This window comes from Streptomyces sp. WI03-4A (assembly GCF_033792105.1).
GTDB classification, from domain to species: Bacteria; Actinomycetota; Actinomycetes; order Streptomycetales; family Streptomycetaceae; genus Streptomyces; species Streptomyces collinus_A.
The window spans coordinates 1-18,867 of the sequence record NZ_JARAUO010000054.1 but is presented as its reverse complement, the minus strand read 5'-3'; the positions used below and the strand labels follow the sequence as shown (position 1 = coordinate 18,867).

Here is an 18,867-nt window from a genome sequence, read left to right as displayed (position 1 = left end):
CAGCCCCGGGCCGGGACCAGCCCCGGGCCGGGACCAGCCCCGGGCCGGGGACCTGCCCCGGCCCGGGGCCTGCGCTTCGCCGAGGCTCAGGCGCCCGTACCCAGGGGCGCCCCGCCCCGCGATCGCAGCAGCCGGCCTGACACAGCGGGGGCCGACCCGGAATCAGCCCCGACCCGGAATCAGCCCCGCCCGGGATGAGCCCCGCCCCAGCCGGGGACCTGCCCCGACCGGGGACCAGCCCCGAGCCAGGCCCTGACCGGAGCCGGGCTCAGGCCGCCGTGCCCAGGGCCGCCCGGCCGGTCATGTCGCCGTCCTTCGCGGTCAGCGTCACCGGCGCCGGGGCGGTGCGCCGTCGGGCGAGCAGGCCGGCGGCGATCGCCCCGGAGATCAGCAGCCCGCCGGCGACCAGCGCGCCCCGGGTCCCCGCCCACTCCATGAGGAGGCCGAGCGCCGGGGGACCGCCGAGGCCCCACACCGTGCCGACGCTGCTCCACACGCCGAGCACGCGGCCCCGCAGGTGCGGGGGCGGATCGGTCTGCAGCACGGCCGTGCCCGCGGTGTCGGAGACCGACTCCACCACCGCCATCGGCAGCACCAGCACCAGCAGCACCGCGAGGGAGGGCGAGAGGCCGGCCGCCACCTGAAGCAGCCCGCCCGCCGCGGCGAGCAGGCCCACGGCGCGCACCGAGGGCCGGCGCAGCCGGGCGCCGAGCACCGCGCCGAGGATGCCGCCGACGGCCAGCACCGTGGAGACGGTGCCGAAGGCCCCGGCACCGCCCGCGAGCGGACCGGTGACGAGGACGGCGAGGGTCAGGCCGTAGTTGCGGCCGAAGACGGAGCTGAGCCCGGTGACGGCGGCGAGTGCCACCAGCCGGGGCCGGCGCGCGAAGTAGGCCAGGCCCTGCCGTACGCCCATCTCCTCACGGTCCGGTACGGCGCGCTCGGCGCTCACCGGGTCCTGGACCGCGCCGGGTGCGGGCCGCAGGAACGGCACGACCGCCGCCACGAACAGGAACGACAGCCCGTTGGCTGCGTACGCGGCGGACGTGCCGAGGAAACCGACGGTCACCCCCGCCAGCGCCGTACCGGTGAGCCGGCCGGCGCTGTGCACGAGGGCGCCGACGCCGATCGCGGACGGCACGTCCTCCACCGGGACGAGGTCGTTGCCGAGGAGGGCGCACGCGGGTCCGTCGACGGTGGCGATCACACCGGTGACCGCCGCCAGCACCATCAGCGCCGGCATGTCGATCCGGTCGAGCGCCACGAGCAGGGCGGTGGTGAAGGCGACCGCGCCGAGCAGCGCCTGGCTGACGGCGACGGTCAGCTTCCGCGGCCAGCGGTCCACGGCCGCGCCGCCCAGCAGGCTCACGAACAGCGCGGGCGCCGCCTGCACGGACATCGACAGGCCGGTCGCCGCGGCGGAACCGGTGATCTGGAGCACCAGCAGGTTCTGCACCGTGAGCTGCATCCAGGTGCCGGCGTTGGAGACGAGGTTGGCGACCGACCACCAGCGCATGCTGGGGTGCCGCAGGGACCGCCACGGCGAACGCGACGCACGCTTGGCGGCGGTTCCGGGCACGGGCTCGGGCAGGGCAGGGGAAAGGGGCACGGAGGGTACTCGACAGCCAGGGGTGGGGACAGACCGGCGGTACCCGTCGGGCCGGCTGCGCTGCGCGGCCGGGCCGCCCGGTCAGGGCGCCGACCATCGTGGCAGAAGGGACCGGCGCCCCGCCTCCGGCACCCGTGCGCGAGGCCCCGTACGGCCCTCAAATCCCTGCCCCTGGCTGGCACTTGACCCCCGCGTGGGGTTGCTCACAGAGGTGGTGCCGAGAGAGGGATGAACGGGGTGAAACCGGTCACCGGTTCACCGTGCGCATGCCCGCCTCGTCGTAGCGCTCTCCGGCCGCCTCGGGCAGTTCGGCGTCGATGCGGGCCAGGTCGTCCTTGGTCAGCTCGATGTCGACCGCGCCCGCGTTCTGCTCCAGGTAGGTGCGGCGCTTGGTGCCCGGGATCGGGACCAGGTGCTCGCCCTGGGCCAGCACCCAGGCGATGGCGAGCTGCGCCGGGGTCACGTCCTTCTCCGCGGCGATCTCCTTCACCTTGGCGGCCAGCCGCTGGTTGGCGTCGATGTTGGCGTCGGTGAAGCGGGGGTTGTTGCGGCGGAAGTCGTTCTGGTCCAGCTCCTCGGGGGAGGAGAACCGCCCGGCGAGGAAGCCGCGGCCGAGCGGCGAGTACGGCACGAAGCCGATGCCCAGCTCACGGCAGGCGGGCAGCACCTCGGCCTCGACGTCCCGCGACCACAGCGAGTACTCGCTCTGCACCGCCGTGACCGGGTGGACGGCGTGCGCGCGCCGGATGGTCTCCGCGCTCGCCTCGCTCAGCCCGATGTGCCGCACCTTGCCCTCGGCGACCAGCTCACCCAGGGCACCCACCGTCTCCTCGATGGGCACGGCGGGGTCGACGCGGTGCTGGTAGTACAGGTCGATGTGGTCGGTGCCCAGGCGCTGGAGCGAGCCGTGGACCGAGCTGCGCACGTGCTCGGCCGAGCCGTCCTGCCGGCCGATCGTGCTCATGTCGCCGGGCACCGCGTCGTCCATGCGGTAGTTGAACTTCGTGGCGATCACGTACTCGTCGCGGTGCCCCCGGATCGCCTCGCCGACCAGGGACTCGTTGGTCAGCGGTCCGTAGAGCTGCGCGGTGTCGAGGAAGGTGATGCCCAGCTCCAGGGCCCGCCGGACGGTCGCGATGCCCTCGTCCTGGTCGGCGGTGCCGTAGAAGGCGGACATGCCCATGCAGCCGAGGCCGATGGCCGATACCTCAAGATCCCGCAGACTGCGCTGTCGCATGTGGTGTTCCAGCCTTTCGGTTCGATCGTCGTTCCCCACGGCACGAAGGCCCTTCTCCATGGAGCGACGGATTCCGTCTCCTGGCATCCCGTGCGGGAACACCGGACGGGCGCGGCCCTCGTGCGCCGGGGTGTCTTCGACGCTATGACCTGGAGCGCGCTCGAAGTCAACCCGGCCGGTGACACCCCCGGCTCGAACGACCACCCGCTCCGCGTGCGGCCAGGGCCCGTCGGTGTGATGCTTTTCGCACTTCGACACCTACGGGCACCCCCTAATGTTGCCGCGACGTACGGCAGGGCATGGCTGACACCATGGTGTTCGTCGCCGCCAGGCAGCTGAAGGGAATCCAGGATGTTCCGCAAGGTGCTGGTCGCCAACCGTGGAGAGATCGCGATTCGCGCGTTCCGGGCCGGTTATGAACTCGGTGCGCGCACGGTCGCCGTCTTTCCGCACGAGGACCGCAATTCACTGCACCGGCTGAAGGCCGACGAGGCGTACGAGATCGGAGAGCCCGGGCATCCCGTGCGGGCCTACCTCTCCGTCCCGGAGATCGTGGCCGCCGCCCGCCGGGCGGGCGCCGACGCCGTCTACCCCGGTTACGGGTTCCTCTCCGAGAACCCCGAACTCGCCCGCGCCTGCGAGGAGGCGGGCATCACCTTCGTCGGCCCGAACGCGCAGACGCTGGAGCTGACGGGCAACAAGGCGCGCGCGGTCGCCGCGGCCAGGGCCGCCGGAGTGCCGGTGCTCGGCTCCTCCGCGCCCTCCAACGACGTCGACGAACTGATCAGGGCCGCCGACGACATCGGCTTCCCCGTCTTCGTCAAGGCGGTCGCGGGCGGCGGCGGGCGCGGCATGCGCCGCGTGGAGGACCCCGCTCAGCTGCGCGAGTCCATCGAGGCCGCCTCGCGCGAGGCGGCGTCCGCCTTCGGCGACCCGACGGTCTTCCTGGAGAAGGCCGTTGTGGACCCGCGCCACATCGAGGTGCAGATCCTCGCCGACGGCGAGGGCAACGTCATTCACCTCTTCGAGCGCGACTGCTCGCTCCAGCGCCGCCACCAGAAGGTCATCGAGATGGCGCCGGCGCCCAACCTCGACCCGGAACTGCGGGAGCGGATCTGCGGCGACGCCGTGCGCTTCGCCCGCGAGATCGGCTACCGCAACGCGGGCACCGTGGAGTTCCTCCTCGACCCCGCGGGCAACCACGTCTTCATCGAGATGAACCCGCGCATCCAGGTCGAGCACACGGTCACCGAGGAGGTCACCGACGTCGACCTGGTCCAGGCCCAGTTGCGCATCGCCTCCGGCGAGACCCTCGCCGACCTCGGCCTGTCCCAGGACACGGTCACCCTGCGGGGCGCCGCCCTCCAGTGCCGCATCACCACCGAGGACCCGGCCAACGGCTTCCGCCCGGACACCGGCCGGATCAGCGCCTACCGCTCGCCCGGCGGCTCCGGCATCCGCCTCGACGGCGGTACCACCCACGCGGGTACGGAGATCAGCGCGCACTTCGACTCGATGCTGGTGAAGCTCACCTGCCGGGGACGGGACTTCCGGGCCGCCATCGGGCGGGCCCGGCGTGCCGTGGCCGAGTTCCGCATCCGCGGTGTGGCCACCAACATCCCCTTCCTCCAGGCCGTCCTGGACGACCCCGACTTCCAGGCCGGCCGGGTCACCACCGCGTTCATCGAGCAGCGGCCGCACCTGCTGACCGCCCGGCACTCCGCCGACCGCGGCACCAAGCTGCTCACCTTCCTCGCCGACGTCACCGTCAACAAGCCGCACGGCGCGCGCCCCGACCTGCTCGACCCGGTCGCCAAGCTGCCCGCCCCGCCGGCCGGGGAGCCGGCCGCCGGTTCCAGGCAACGGCTGGTCGAACTCGGCCCCGAGGGCTTCGCCCGGCACCTGCGCGAGTCCCCGACGATCGGCGTCACCGACACCACCTTCCGCGACGCCCACCAGTCGCTGCTGGCCACCCGGGTGCGTACCAAGGACCTGCTCGCCGTGGCCCCGGTCGTGGCCCGCACCCTGCCGGAGCTGCTGTCCCTGGAGTGCTGGGGCGGCGCGACGTACGACGTGGCGCTGCGTTTCCTGGCCGAGGACCCGTGGGAGCGGCTGGCCGCGCTGCGCGAGGCCGTGCCGAACATCTGTCTGCAGATGCTGCTGCGCGGCCGCAACACCGTCGGCTACACCCCTTACCCGACCGAGGTCACCGACGCCTTCGTCCAGGAGGCCGCCGCCACCGGCATCGACATCTTCCGCATCTTCGACGCGCTCAACGACGTGGGCCAGATGCGGCCCGCCATCGACGCCGTGCGCGAGACCGGCACCGCGATCGCCGAGGTCGCCCTCTGCTACACCGGCGACCTCAACGACCCGGCCGAGCGGCTCTACACCCTCGACTACTACCTGCGTCTGGCCGAGCAGATCGTCGGGGCGGGCGCGCACGTCCTCGCCATCAAGGACATGGCCGGACTGCTGCGCGCCCCGGCCGCTGCCAAGCTGGTGACGGCGCTGCGCCGCGAGTTCGACCTGCCCGTGCATCTGCACACGCACGACACGGCCGGCGGCCAGCTCGCCACCTACCTCGCCGCGATCCAGGCGGGCGCGGACGCCGTGGACGGCGCGGTGGCCTCCATGGCCGGCACCACCTCGCAGCCGTCGCTGTCGGCGCTGGTCGCCGCCACCGACCACTCCGAGCGGCCCACCGGCCTCGACCTCCAGGCCGTCGGCGACCTGGAGCCGTACTGGGAGAGCGTCCGCAGGATCTACGCCCCGTTCGAGGCGGGCCTCGCCTCCCCGACCGGGCGTGTCTACCACCACGAGATCCCCGGCGGGCAGCTGTCCAACCTGCGCACCCAGGCTGTGGCCCTCGGCCTCGGCGACCGCTTCGAGGACATCGAGGCGATGTACGCCGCCGCCGACCGCATCCTCGGTCACCTGGTCAAGGTCACCCCGTCCTCGAAGGTGGTCGGCGACCTCGCCCTGCACCTGGTGGGCGCCGGGGTCTCGCCGGCCGACTTCGAGGCGACGCCCGACCGGTTCGACATCCCGGACTCGGTGATCGGCTTCCTGCGCGGTGAGCTGGGCACCCCGCCCGGCGGCTGGCCGGAGCCCTTCCGCACCAAGGCCCTCCAGGGCCGCGGCGAGCCCAAGCCGGTCCCGGAGCTGTCCGCCGAGGACCGCGAGGGGCTCGCGAAGGACCGCAGGGCGACCCTGAACCGGCTGCTGTTCCCCGGCCCGACGCGCGAGTTCGACACGCACCGCCAGAGCTTCGGCGACACCAGCGTGCTGGACAGCAAGGCGTTCTTCTACGGGCTGCGCCCGGGCAAGGAGTACGCCGTCGACCTGGAGCCGGGCGTCCGGCTGCTGATCGAGCTTCAGGCGATCGGCGAGGCCGACGAGCGGGGTCTGCGCACCGTCATGTCCTCGCTCAACGGCCAGCTCCGGCCGATCCAGGTGCGCGACCGGGCGGCGGCGTCCGACGTGCCGGTGACGGAGAAGGCCGACCGCACCGATCCGGGCCATGTGGCGGCGCCGTTCGCCGGTGTGGTGACGCTCACCGTGACCGAGGGCGACGAGGTGGCGGCCGGTGCGACCGTGGCCACCATCGAGGCGATGAAGATGGAGGCGACCATCACCGCGCAGAAGGCGGGCCGGGTGTCCCGGCTGGCCATCAACCGGATCCAGCAGGTAGAGGGCGGCGACCTGCTGGTCGAGATCGCCTGAACGCACGTCCGCCGCGGCCGGGGGAGCCGGCCGCGGCGGACGGTGCGATGGCGCTCAGTCCCAGAGCGGGTAGGTCACGACCTTGGGGAAGCCGTCCGGGCGCGCGTTGTCGTAGGTGAGGGTCATCCGCGTGAAGTGCTGGACGTCCGGGTGCTTCTTCCACGGCTCCGGGCGGTCCAGGCGCACCACCACCGGGTACGGGTGGAAGCGGCCCGCGGCGCAGTACGGCTTGCAGTCGTTGACCCAGTTCACGCCCACGGCCTTGGCTCGCTGGGTGCCCCAGCGGGTCCAGTCGAGCCCGGCGAGGCGGCTGTTGCCGTCACCGCAGGCCAGGATGAAGTCGGTCGGTCGCACGTCGCGGTTCCACTGGCAGTCGACCAGTACCGGCTGCCGGGGCCGGGCCTTGGGGGCCGTGTCCGGCGGGCCGGCCGAGGCCGTGGACATCGACGCCGCGAGCAGGGCTCCCGCCGCGAGCGTGACCGCCGTTCCCATCACTGATCCGCGCATGGCCGCTCCCAGCCGTCGTGCCGTGTCCGAGCGCGTGCATCTCGACGCTACGACCGTACCGCCAAATGCACCAATCGCGCAGGTCGTGATGTATGTCGGGAGTCAGCCGTGGGAGACGGTCAGCCCGTAGAAGGCGACCCGGGCGCCGTTCGTGGTGCTGTCCGAGGAGGACTGGTTGTAGGAGCCCGCCTTGAAGTACTGCCGGTACGGGCTGAAGGAGGACGGGATCGCGTAGCGGGTGGTAGTGCCGTTGACGGTCAGCACGATGGTGTTGCCGCCGCTGACGGCGATGGTGTAGCTCCAGGTCTTGCCGACGGACACGTGCCCGACGGTGTGCGGGGTCTGCCCGCCGGAGGGCGAGTTCTCGGTGCCGAGCACGATGTCGCCGTTCGCGTGGTAGTACAGCTCCAGCAGCGGCTTGGTGGAGGAGCCGCCGGAGCCGAGGTGGATCTGGCCGACGCACACGTTCTTGGTCACCGAGACGACGCGCAGGGTCGCGCTCATCCGGTGGGAGCCGCCGAGCGACCAGTCGGCGGCGCTGCCGTCACGGTTCATCTCCCGCAGTTCCGAACGGGCGTAGTTCGAGTGGGGCGTGGTCACGCCCTTCTCGGGGGCCCAGAAGGTCATCGCGCCGTCGCGGGTGTCGGTGTAGAAGTACGCGTCCTGGTAGCCGTTCGCGCCCTGGAGCCGGGACGAGGGGATGGTGGTGGGGGAGCCGGGGGAGCCGACGGGCTCCTGGAGCTGCCACGTCGACAGGTCGAAGTTGCCGCCCGGCGCGACGTGCGGGTCGGCCGCGTCCGCGGTGCCGCCCACGAGGGCGGTCAGGGCGAGGGCGAGGCCCGCGGCGGTGGCGGTGGTGAGGAGCCGGTGCTGGGTCATGTGGGGGGTCCTTTCGCCGAGCCGGGACGCGTCCACCGTTCAGCGGGCTGAACGGTGGACGCATCCTTGGTCGTTGATGACCCGTGAAACTAAAGGTCCGAACCAGTCACGTCAAGGGGGTCAGCAGGCACCCTCGTCCTGCCAGGGGCCCCACTCCGAGGCGCCGGGCACCTCGTTCTGGGTCCACCACTTGGCCTTCCAGTTGTGCTTGTTGTACGACACCTCGTTCCCGGCCGTGTACACCGAGCTGGAACTCCACGCGGTTTTGCAGGAGTTCGGGGTCGGCGTGGGGGTCGGGGTCGGGGTGGGCGTGGGCGTCGTGCTCGGCGGGGTGGCCCCGGCGAACTTCACCGAGTACTTGGCGAAGTCCCAGGAGTTCTGCGCGACGCTGGAGCAGGTGCCCGACGTGCGGCCGCCGTTGTCGGCAGGGCTGCACTGGCGGTCGCGGTTCAGCGACCAGAACGTGAAGCGGTCCATGTTGTGGCTCGTCGCGTAGTCGAGCACGGTCTGGAAGTCGGCCTGCGAGAAGTACTCGCCGGTGTCACTGCGGCCGTTCATGCCGGAGAAGCCCTCATGGGCGTAGGCGGTGGCCTCGTCCCAGCCGAACGTGGACCGCAGGATGGCGTTGAAGTTGGTCAGCGCGCTGGTCTGGCTCGCCGCTCCGTTGAACCCGCCGTCGAACGGCATGATGGAGAAGTTGTTCGGGGTGAACCCCTGGGACTTGGCCTCCAGCAGCATCTGCTTGCCGAACCAGCCGGTCCCGTCCGCCGTGCCGGCGGTGGTCACGGACACGTACAGACCCGGGTTGTTCTGCTGGAGGATCTTCGCCGCGCCGATCTCGTTCCGGACGGCCGCGGTGTTCTCGTACTCCGGCTCCTCCAGGTCGAAGTCGATGGCGTGCAGGCCGTACTTGGTGATGACCTGCTGGTACGCCGCGGCCGTGGAGGCGGCGTCCGCGCAGGCCTGGCCGAGCTTGGTGCCGCCGTACCCGCCGATGGACACGGAGACGTCCCCGCCCTTGGCGCGGATGGTGCTGATGACGTTCTGCACGGCGGTGTCGCCGGAGACGGGCGCGGTGCCGCCCCAGGTGGGGGAGCAGCCGCCGCCGTTGGGCGCGAGGATGAAGGCCAGCTGGAAGGCCTTCAGGCCGGAGGCGTCCATGATGGCGGCCGCGTCCGGCGGGTCGTTGTCCAGCGGCATCAGGTACGGGGCGGCGGCGTACCAGCGGTTGCCGAGCGCGCTGGTCGCGCCCGAGGCGTTGCTCGCGACCAGCGTGGTCGTGCCCGCGGCGGCGAGCGTGACGGCCGCCGCCGCGCCCAGACATGCCCGAAGTCGTCTCACTGCGTGCCTCCAGGAGGTGGGGTGGGGAGGGAACCCTGAGCAGGGGAGCCCCACCTTCCGGGAGGTGTTGCGCTCACGTCAATGAGTTGGACTAGACCAACTTTCTCTTTGGACTAGACCATACGAATTCTTTACCCCTTGTCGACCAGCCGTAGGGTGAACGCCCGGTCCAGGGGCCGGCCCGGCGCGCTGACGGTCGTGACCCGGGTGGCCGCGTCGTACGACCAGGCTGAGCGCGGGAGTTGGCGTCCGTCGAGGAGCACCCGTGCGGGCGCGGCGGCGCCGTGCACCGTGAACCGGTACGTCCGCGCGTCCACCTTGCCCGTGTAGCCGCCCCGGCTCGCGCCGACCGTCACCGTCGCCCCGGCGGCGCCGGCCCGTACCGTCACACGCTGGGTGGCCGCGGACCCCTTCGCGAAGTCACGGGTCACGCCGTCGTCCTCGTACAGCGTGTAGTGGCTGGTGCCGTGGGCCGCCGGGTACAGGTCCCAGTCCAGCTCGTGCCGGTCACGGGTCTGCCAACTGGTCGTCCCCTCGGGCCACATGGGCACCACGGCGCCCTCGCGCACGAACAGCGGGAGCGTGTCCAGCGGTGCGTGGTAGCCGTTCAGGGTGGTCGGGCCCTGGTAGGTGCGGCCCGTCCAGTAGTCGGTCCAGGTGCCCTTGGGCAAATAGATGCCGTCGCGGGTGTCGGAGTCCTGGTAGACCGGCGCGACCAGGAAGTCGGGCCCGGACAGGAACTCGTACTTCGCCTGTTCGCCCAGGGTGTCCGGGTCGCCCGGGTACTCCAGCCAGAGCGGACGCACCGCGCCCACGCCCGTCTTCGCCGCCTGCGCCGACAGGGTGTACATGTACGGCAGCAGCCGCTCCTTGAGCTGGAGGTACTTGCGGTTCACCGAGGTGTACGGCTCCCCGTCCACCCACGGCTGCTGGTCGGCCGGCTTGCCCGTGGTGATGTCGCTCGCCCAGCCGTCCATCGTCATGATCGCCGGCAAAAACGCCTTCCACTGGAGGTCGCGGGCGTACATCTTGGCGTCGTGGCGGTAGATGCTGCCCACGTCGCCGGTGTCGTAGGCGATGCCGGACATGGTCGCGCCGGCGTAGGTCGGGATCTGCCAGCGGATGTAGTCCCAGGACAGCTTCTGGTCGCCGGACCACAGCACCCCGCAGCGCTGGGCGCCCGCCCAGGACACCGGCAGCCAAACGAAACCGCGGGCGTCGCTGTTGTCCTCGATGCCCTTCTTGGCGGCGTCGCAGGCGTCCAGCGCGAACTTGTAGCCGTTGCCGACCCAGGCCACGTCGAGCTTGGCCACCCGCTGTCCGGCCTTGACCTGGTCGGCCAGCTTGTCGATGCCGTCCTGGGTCCACAGGCCGAGCTGGGCGTGGTGGTCCGTGAGACCCTTGGCGGTCTGCTCCAGGTTCTCGTACCCGCAGCCGTAGCCGTCGTTCACGAGCATCCAGCCGAGCGGCATGCCGTGCTCGGCGTAGCCGTCCGCGACCTTCAGCGCGTCCAGGGTGTGCCGCTCGCCCCGGTTGGCGTTGTGCAGATAGCAGTCGGAGTCACCGGGTTCGAGGCCGTACACCGGCGGCATGAAGGGCCTGCCCGTCAACGCCGTGTACTTGCCGATCACTTCCTTGGCGTCACCGAGGAAGTAGTAGGCGTCCAGGCGCCGTTCCTGCTGACCGGTGGTGACCGGTGAGCCGAAGGTGTACACGCCCGGCGCGAAGGTGTTGCGGAAGACGCCGTAACCGGCGCTGGAGACGTAGAACGGCTGGGAGTTGTTGTAACCGCCCTCGTTCCAGTCGAAGCTGTTCGCCACGTACACGGTCCGCCCGCGGTGCGAGAAGCCGCCGTTCTGCTCACCGCCGCCGAAGAACTGCTCGTCGGCGCCTCGCGTCAGGCTCTGCCGCATGCCGCCGGTGGACCAGCGCAGCGGCTTGTCCTCCTGCCAGATCCGGGTGCGGTCGTCGGGTTCGTACAGCCCGAACCGCAGCGGCTTCTTGTACACGCGCAGGACCGCGTCGGGGGAGCGGATGCCGTAGTAGTCGCCCGCGTCGAAGGACGAGGTGTGCCGCTCGGGCGCGGGCCGCCCGCGCACGATGGCGGTCCCGGCCGGATCGCTCAGCGAGCCCGACGGGTCGGCCTGGAGGCGCAGCCGGCCGCCCGTCAGGAAGTCGGCGCGGGCCGTGAGCCGCCCGGCGCCGATGGTGTAGCTGCCGTCGCGCCCGGAGAAAGACGTGAGGTCGCCGGCGTCCGTGGTCGCGGGCAGGTACGCCGTGCCGGTGAAGGAGTCGTCGTGCACGTCGTACGGCACGACCACCACGTGGTAGGTCCCCGAGGCGCGCGGGATCACCGTGGCCTCGGGGTCGGCGGTGCCGGCGCTGGAGGCGACCTGCTTGCCGTGGTCGTCGTAGACGTACAGGTCGAAGTCGTCGGCGGGCTTCTCCCACTTCACCGACAGCGGGACACCGCCCTCGGGGTTGTCGTCCCAGTAGCCGTCCGGCACCGAGACCGTCAGGTCGAAACGGTCGCAGACCTTGTCGTCGGGGTCGTCGGCCGGGCAGCTCTCGGTGCCGCCGCCGGTGCCCTTGGCGTACACGGGGCTCTGCCAACTCACGCTGTTGTGGGTGGAGTCGAGGACGGCGCCGGCGGTCGCGGCGGCCTCGGCCGGGGCCGGGGCGACCAGCAGGGCACCAGCCAGGGCGGTCGCGAGACCGGCCGGGATCCAGGCCGGTCGCGGCACACGGTGTCGGAGTCTTCGCACGGAGGAACAGCTCCCATCGCACCATCGCGGACTGACTGTTCGTACGGCTTGTGCTCGGATGCGCTCGAAACGAGCTTCAATCGAGCAACTTCACGCACGAAGACTCGCGGTGGGCGCAGGTTCATGTCAATACCGGGGGGTGGACGCGGCCGGACACGACGAAGGCCGGCCCCCTCCGCGAGGGGGCCGGCCTTCGTCGCGCTCAGGCACGGCCGGTGGTGGTCCTCCGGAGCACGATCTGCGTCTGCGTGGTCTGCCCGACGAGCCGGTCCTCGTCGTCGCGCAGGTCGGTCTGCACCACGAGGAGAGTGCCGCCGACGTGCAGCGGGCGGGCCGTCGCGCGGACACCGCCGGTGGTCACCGCCCGCAGGAAGTTGGTCTTGGACTCCACCGTCGAGGTGCCGGAGGCCCCTTCGGGCAGATTGAGGTAGGCGCACACGGCGCCGACGCTGTCCGCCAGCGCCATCAGCGCCCCGCCGTGCAGGGCGCCGCCCGCCGTACAGAGGTCCGGGGACCAGGCCAGGCCGCCGACGGTGCGTTCGGGGGTGGCCTCGTGCAGCTCGACGCCGAGGCCGGCCGCGAACGGCATCGTGGCCAGCAGGTCTGCGGGCTTCGGCGCGGCCGGTTCGGCCGATTCGGAGGGGAGCATGGCGTACCGCCTTTCGTGACTGCCGTGATCACTGCGAAGGTCGACCAGGCAGTGTGCCAGGGCCGACGGCCCCGGTCCGGTTCGGTGGTCCCGAACACGCCACGGCGCCGACCGACACCCGGCCGTTCCTCCGTGCAGGGCCGCCAGGATCGTCTGACCTGCCCGGCATTCGGGTGGCATATGCCAATGGCCGGGGTGTTTCGAACGGTCATGCAGTGGATCACTGCGAACCATGGTGCTCGACCCGCCTCAGGAGGTGATCGTGTGAGAATTCTCCCCGGACGGTCGGCCGTCGGCTGCTGGTGGGAGACGGTGCGGACACGGGCGATCGTGGCATCGATCGTGCTCGTCCTCATGGTGACGACGTTTTACCTGGTCTGGTTCGGCCTCGGGGATTTCATGGAATCCCTGGCCTTCTCCGGCCGTATCACCGGTGCCGTCCTGGTCGCGGTCGGCGTCGGCACCTTTCTGGGCGCCCTCGCGGTCTTCGATTTCCAGTTCACCCGCTGTTTCCCGAACTCGGGACTGGTCGCGCTGATCGGCACGGTCGCGGCGTTCGTGACGAACCTCATGCTCGCTCTCGCGGTGATCCAGGACGGCGATTCCACGCTGTACAAGGTTTTGTGGAGCCTGCTCACCGCAGGCTCCGCGTGGGCGGCCGTCATGGTGTGGCGGACGAGGGTCGAGATCCCCGCTCCGAAGCGCGTGGCGGCGGCAGTGGTCGTCCCCTCGGTCCTCGCGCTGGCCAATTTCGGCTATCAGCACCTTTACCAGCCCTTTCAGCACGGAGCCCGACCACTCATCACGATCACCACGGGGAAGGCGATGGTGAGCCAGGACCGCAAGAGGTTCGCGGTGCCCGTCGAGATCAAGCTGGAGAACCACAGCGACGTGGGCTTCTACGTGCTGGGCGCCGAGTTCCACGCCATGGGGGAGAAGGTGCCGGTGAGCTCGAAGGACAGGCTTCGCGACAAGTGGCGCTCGGATTCCGAGCAGCACCGTGCGTTCCGGGAGAGAAGCGCACTCTCCCGTCGGGAGATTCACGATGCGGGCCAGTTGGTGATGGCCGAACCGTGGCTGGACCCCGGGGACTGGATCGAGGCGAACGACGGTTTCTCCATGCGAACGGTCGTGCAACTCCCCATGAACACCTCTTACGACCATCTGGCCTTCTACGCCACCGCCAGTTTCGGCCGCAAAGACCGACTCGCCCTCGAACATTTCGGCGGCGCGGCGTACTCCTGGAAAAACGGAAAGGCGCCCTCATGGGCGACGTCCGACGATTCCGACACCGTCATCTTCCGCGCGAGGGTGCACGAGAACAACGCGATCGACAAGCATACGAGGGATCACCGGTACATGACCGTCTATTGGCGGTTCGGCAAGCACGGAGCGGGCGTGCTGCCGACCGTGACCCGGAAAGGCGAAGAAGGTCGCACCGGTTCCGCTGAGGAGTCGAGCGAAGTGGTGAGCCGGTACGGAATCGTCGACGCCGACGCCGGACCCATCGAACAGACACTCTGGGAGATCAAGAGCAGGCGTTGACCGGCGGGAAAATCCCGCCATCCGTCCTGACTCGTCACCGATGTCCGCAGACCCATGGCGAACCGACCGTCGCCTGGGGCACCCTTGACGGTGTGCGTACTGTTTCGCGAGGTTTGGGCATCGGCGCACGGCGGGGAACCGAGTCGGCAGCAGGAACGGCAGGACGCGCCAGGCGCGTCATGGGGGGAGCGGTCGCCCATGCGATCCATGAGTCAGGACGCACACGCCTCACCGGTCGGTGCCGCGCCGGGCGCGGCGGTCGTGCCCGCGGCGGAAGGGCGGTCGATCTGAGGTGGAGATCACCATCCACAGACCCGGTGACCTGACCGCCGCCCTGCGCGGAGCCTGGCACCGGGCGATGGACGAGTCGCCCGAGTACGCGAACCCCTTCCTGGCACCGGAGTTCACGCTCGGTGTCGGCCGGCACCGCGGCGGGGCACGGGTGGCGGTCCTGCGGGAGGGCGGTGAGGCGGTCGGATTCCTGCCCTACGAGCGGGGACCGCTCGGCACCGGACGGGCCATCGGGCTCGGACTGTCCGACTGCCAGGCCCTGGTGCACCGGCCCGGAGTCGTCTGGGATCCGGGGGAGTTGCTGTCCGCCTGTGGGCTCAGCATCTTCGAGTTCGACCATCTCGTCCAGGAGCAGACACCGTTCGCCCCACATGTCACCGGCACCTTCGCCTCGCCGGTCATCGACGTGAAACCCGGCGACGGCGGCTACCCGGAGTGGCTGCGCGGCGCCTACCCCGGCCTGGCCAAGACGACGCTGAAGAAGGAGCGCCGGCTCGGCCGCGACCTCGGCGACGTGCGGTTCGAGTTCGACGAACGGGACCCGCGGGTCCTCGGCACCCTCATGGCGTGGAAGTCCGCCCAGTACCGCCGGACGGGACGGATGGACCGGTTCTCGCGGCCCTGGATCGTCGACCTCGTGAACCACCTGTTCCATGTGCGCGAGGAGCACTTCACCGGTGTGCTCTCCGTGCTCTACGCGGGGGACCGCCCGGTCGCCGCCCACTTCGGTCCGCGCTCCAGCACGGTCCTGGCCGCCTGGTTCACCGCCTACGACCCCGAACTCCACTACTACTCGCCGGGTCTGATGATGCACCTGAGGACGACCGAGGCCGCTGCCCGGCACGGCGTGACCCTGGTCGACCTGGGGCGAGGCGACAAGGAGTACAAGGACTGGCTCAAGACCAGGGAGCTGCGGGTCGGGGAGGGCTTCGCCGCCCGCGCCCACCCCGTGGCCGTGGCCCGGCGGATGTGGCGCGGGCCGGTACGCGGCCTGCGGAACACGGTGCTGGCCCATCCCCGGCTGCGCGAGCCCGCCGACCGGCTGCTGAGGACCGCGGGCCGGCTGCGCACGCGGGACGGGGCGACCGGCGGCAGGGCGTGACCGGCGGCACGGGACGGACCGCTCGCGAAGTCCGACCGCCGCCGCGCCGCAAATTCGGGGCCGGGAAACGGGGATTACTGGCAGGTTCTCGTCAAAATTGCGCCAAGTGACGGACATTCGGCCGTCCGGATGATCGGGTCTCCTGCGTCGGCAGTGTCGATGCCCCCTATGGGAGGTCCCTGGTGTCCGTGCCAACCCGCGGAAGACGGTGGATCGCCGTCTGCGCGCTCACCGCGTCCGCCGCGCTCGTGGCGATACCCCCGTCCGCCGCGTCAGGACGCGGCGGCGCCGATCCCCTCGGAGTCCGTACCCTCCACCAACTCGCCAAGGAGCGCGAGCAGTCGGTGGGCGCCCGGGCCTCGTCGTCCCCCCGGCTCCAGGCCGATGACGACGACGGCAACGAGGCGGACGAGATCGCCGAGGGAGCGGACCAGTACGCCGAGGCCCGCACCTCGCCCGGTGTCATCACCCCGGGCGCGTACGGTGCCGCCTGGCGCGATCTGCGCAAGCTGCCCGCCACCAAGGGCGCCTGGCGAAACCTCACCGATCTGCCGTACAACTCGGACGACGCGCGCTACCGCGACATCGACTCCAACTCCAGCGGCGGCTCGGGCAACGTGACCGGCCGCATGGCCGCGCTCGCGGCCGACGACGACGGCTACGTCTACGCGGGCAGCGCCGGCGGCGGGGTCTGGCGCTCGCGCCACGGCGGCGGCCACTGGCAGCCCATCAGCGACGCGCTTCCCGCGCAGTCCACCGGTGCCCTCGCCCTCGACGGGGCCGGCCGGCTGTGGCTGGGCACCGGCGAGGCCACCACCAACGCAGACGCCTACCTCGGCAGCGGGGTCTACGTCCTGGCCCACCCGCACCACGGCAGGTTCTCCGCGCGCCTGCGGGTCGGCGGGGACGAGCTGGACAGCACCACCATCCACGAACTGCGCTTCGGCGGCGGCAAGGTGTGGGCGGCCACCAGCGAGGGAGTGTGGAGCCACTCCACGAAGAAGCTGAGCGGCTCGTGGAAGCTGGAGTACGCGCCCAACCCCGAGTTCCTGCCCGGCGGTTCCAAGGCCGACGACCCGGACGCCCCGTACAAGAACATCGCCAACGACATCGCCATCGACCCCAAGGACCCGTCCAAGGTGGTCCTCGCCGTCGGCTGGCGCAGCGGTGACGACTACAACGGCTTCTACGCCAAGAGCCACGGCACCTGGACGCGGATCACCGCCGGCCTCGGCGACCTGCCCGCCGACTCCGACGGCATCGGCAACGTCACCTTCGCCCGCTCCGCCGACGGCTCCCGCTACTACGCCATCGACCAGTCCCCGGAGCAGCTCAACACCAACCCGGACAGCGGTCTCGAGGGCATCTTCGTCTCCAAGTCCGGCTCGCCCACCGGCCCCTGGACGAAGATCGCCGACTACAAGGGCCTGGCCGCCGACAACTCGGCTCTCACCTCGCCCGGCTACATGCCCGGTGTCCAGGCCTGGTACAACCAGTTCCTCACCGTCGACCCCAGCGACCCGAAGCACGTGTACGCGGGCCTGGAGGAGGTCTACGAGACCAGGGACGGCGGCGGCACCTGGTCCACCGTCGGCCCGTACTGGAACTTCGGCTTCTCCTGCTGGAGCATCGACCCGGCCAAGCAGTCCGGTGACTGCAACCAGACCACCCACTCCGACCAGCACGGCGTCGCGATCGGCCGCGTGCACGGCAAGAGCGTCGTCTACGTCGGCAACGACGGCGGCGTCTACCGGCGCCCGGTGAACGGCAACCAGGACGCCTCGGGCCACGCCACCGACTGGACGTCCCTCAACGACGGCACCATCGACACCCTCCAGTACTACTCGGTGGGCATCGGCAAGGACCTCGACCACGGCGGAGTGTCGGTCACCGGCGGCCTCCAGGACAACGGCCAGTCCATCCTGCGCAGCAACGACAAGGTGATGGGCTCCAACTTCGGCGGTGACGGCGGCGACACCCTCACCGACCCCGCCAACGGCTGCAACATCGCCCAGGAGTACGTCTACCTCGCGATCCAGGTCACCGACAACTGCGCCGTCAACGACGGCAGCTGGACCACCGACGCGAGCAAGGCCACCTCCTACGGCGTCGCCCCGCCCGACAACGCCACCAGCGAGGCCCGCTTCATCGCCCCGCTCGCCACGGACCTGAAGAACGGCTCCACCTGGATCGCCGGCGGCCGCCACGTATGGGTGCAGACCCACGGCTACGCCATCCGCAGCGGCTCGGAGTGGACCGGCGTCCACGACTTCGGCGCCGGACGCGTCGCCACCGCGGTCGCGGCCTCCGGCGGGAAGATCTACGCCGCCTGGTGCGGGCCGTGCAACAACCAGGGCTTCGCCCGGGGCATCGCCGTGGGCAACGCGGACGGCACCGGCTGGCACGACATAGCCCTGCCGGTGAACGGCACCGTGCCCAACCGGTACCTCAGCGGCTTCGCCGTCGACCCGAAGAACGCCGACCACGTCTTCCTCGCGGTCAACGGCTTCTCCCGGCACTGGACCGAGGGTCCGGGCGCGGGCGTCGGGCACGTCTTCGAGTCCAGGGACGGCGGCACCACCTGGAAGGACATCTCGGCGAACCTTCCCGACGTGCCGGCCGACTCCGCGCTGGTGACGGCGGACGGCGGCCTCGCCGTCGCCACCGACCTCGGCGTCGTCTACCGGGCGCCGGGCCGTACCAAGTGGCAGCGCGTCGGCAGCCTCCCGGCCGTCGCCGTGCTCCAGCTCAAGACCGGTCCCGACGGCGGCACTCTGTACGCGGCCACCCACGGCCGGGGCATCTACGCGGTCAAGCTGCGCTCGCTGCGCTGACCCGGTCCCGCACGAAGCACGAAGGAGGGGTGACCCCCGCGGGGTCACCCCTCCCGTGCGTGCGGCACCACGTCCAGGCGCAGGGTGAAGGCGGGGCGCGCGGCGCCCGCCACGTCCGGCGCCCGGGCCGCCGCGGTCACCTCGGCGCCGCCGCCCCGGGTGCCCGCGCAGCGCAGGACGGCGTGGGCGGTGCCGTCGGCGTCCACGCGCCAGCCGGCCGGGACGACCAGGGCCGGAGCCGAGCTCCGCACGGCCGTCCACCGTCTGTCGTCCAGGCGCGGGCGCAGCACCAGGGTCACCACGGTCCCGGGCCGTACGCACAACCCGACCTGCCCGCCACCGGCGGGCGGGTGCTGCTCGGCAGCGGTCTGGACGAGCGGGG

General features: G+C 71.3%; 11 protein-coding genes and 1 pseudogene. 4 read left to right on the top strand and 8 right to left on the bottom strand.

The features are described 5' to 3' along the window. Positions 1-268: 268 nt before the first annotated feature. Positions 269-1,516 (bottom strand): MFS transporter, encoded by a 1,248-nt coding sequence (locus PV343_RS35950; RefSeq protein ID WP_387953258.1) that lies wholly within the window; start codon positions 1,514-1,516, stop codon positions 269-271. A 340-nt stretch (positions 1,517-1,856) separates the two neighbouring features. Further along, complete coding sequence (locus PV343_RS35945) at positions 1,857-2,846, bottom strand: aldo/keto reductase (RefSeq protein WP_319151238.1); 990 nt, start codon at positions 2,844-2,846, stop codon at positions 1,857-1,859. A gap of 351 nt (positions 2,847-3,197) precedes the next feature. On the opposite strand from PV343_RS35945, the gene PV343_RS35940 reads away from it, so the two are divergent. Next, positions 3,198-6,572, top strand: a complete 3,375-nt coding sequence (locus PV343_RS35940; protein ID WP_319151237.1) for a pyruvate carboxylase — start codon at positions 3,198-3,200, stop codon at positions 6,570-6,572. Positions 6,573-6,626: 54 nt separating this feature from the next. Here the strand turns inward: PV343_RS35940 and PV343_RS35935 are convergent, their stop codons facing one another. From PV343_RS35935 to PV343_RS35915, 5 genes and pseudogenes are all read right to left on the bottom strand, one after another. Beyond that, positions 6,627-7,079, bottom strand: a complete 453-nt coding sequence (locus PV343_RS35935; protein WP_319151236.1) for a hypothetical protein — start codon at positions 7,077-7,079, stop codon at positions 6,627-6,629. Between the two features lie 102 nt (positions 7,080-7,181). After that, the gene (locus PV343_RS35930) at positions 7,182-7,958 is read right to left on the bottom strand and encodes a polysaccharide lyase family 7 protein (protein ID WP_319151235.1); all 777 of its coding nucleotides are present in this window, start codon (positions 7,956-7,958) and stop codon (positions 7,182-7,184) included. Between the two features lie 120 nt (positions 7,959-8,078). Next, positions 8,079-9,299 (bottom strand): carbohydrate-binding protein, encoded by a 1,221-nt coding sequence (locus PV343_RS35925; protein ID WP_319151234.1) that lies wholly within the window; start codon positions 9,297-9,299, stop codon positions 8,079-8,081. Between the two features lie 146 nt (positions 9,300-9,445). Continuing rightward, a pseudogene (locus PV343_RS35920) lies at positions 9,446-11,602 on the bottom strand (TIM-barrel domain-containing protein); the annotation flags it as partial. Between the two features lie 664 nt (positions 11,603-12,266). Next, positions 12,267-12,713 (bottom strand): PaaI family thioesterase, encoded by a 447-nt coding sequence (locus tag PV343_RS35915; RefSeq protein WP_319151233.1) that lies wholly within the window; start codon positions 12,711-12,713, stop codon positions 12,267-12,269. Between the two features lie 330 nt (positions 12,714-13,043). On the opposite strand from PV343_RS35915, the gene PV343_RS35910 reads away from it, so the two are divergent. From PV343_RS35910 to PV343_RS35900, 3 genes are all read left to right on the top strand, one after another. Continuing rightward, a complete protein-coding gene (locus PV343_RS35910; RefSeq protein ID WP_319151232.1) occupies positions 13,044-14,258 on the top strand; it encodes a hypothetical protein in 1,215 nt (404 codons plus the stop codon). Between the two features lie 292 nt (positions 14,259-14,550). Then, positions 14,551-15,651 carry a GNAT family N-acetyltransferase gene (locus PV343_RS35905; RefSeq protein WP_319151231.1) on the top strand — a complete coding sequence of 367 codons (1,101 nt, stop codon included), beginning with the start codon at positions 14,551-14,553 and terminating at the stop codon, positions 15,649-15,651. Positions 15,652-15,833: 182 nt separating this feature from the next. Beyond that, positions 15,834-18,485 (top strand): glycosyl hydrolase, encoded by a 2,652-nt coding sequence (locus PV343_RS35900; protein ID WP_319151230.1) that lies wholly within the window; start codon positions 15,834-15,836, stop codon positions 18,483-18,485. A gap of 44 nt (positions 18,486-18,529) precedes the next feature. On the opposite strand, the gene PV343_RS35895 is transcribed toward PV343_RS35900, so the two are convergent. After that, on the bottom strand, positions 18,530-18,867 hold a 338-nt coding region (locus tag PV343_RS35895), incomplete at its 5' end, for a hypothetical protein (RefSeq protein WP_319151229.1).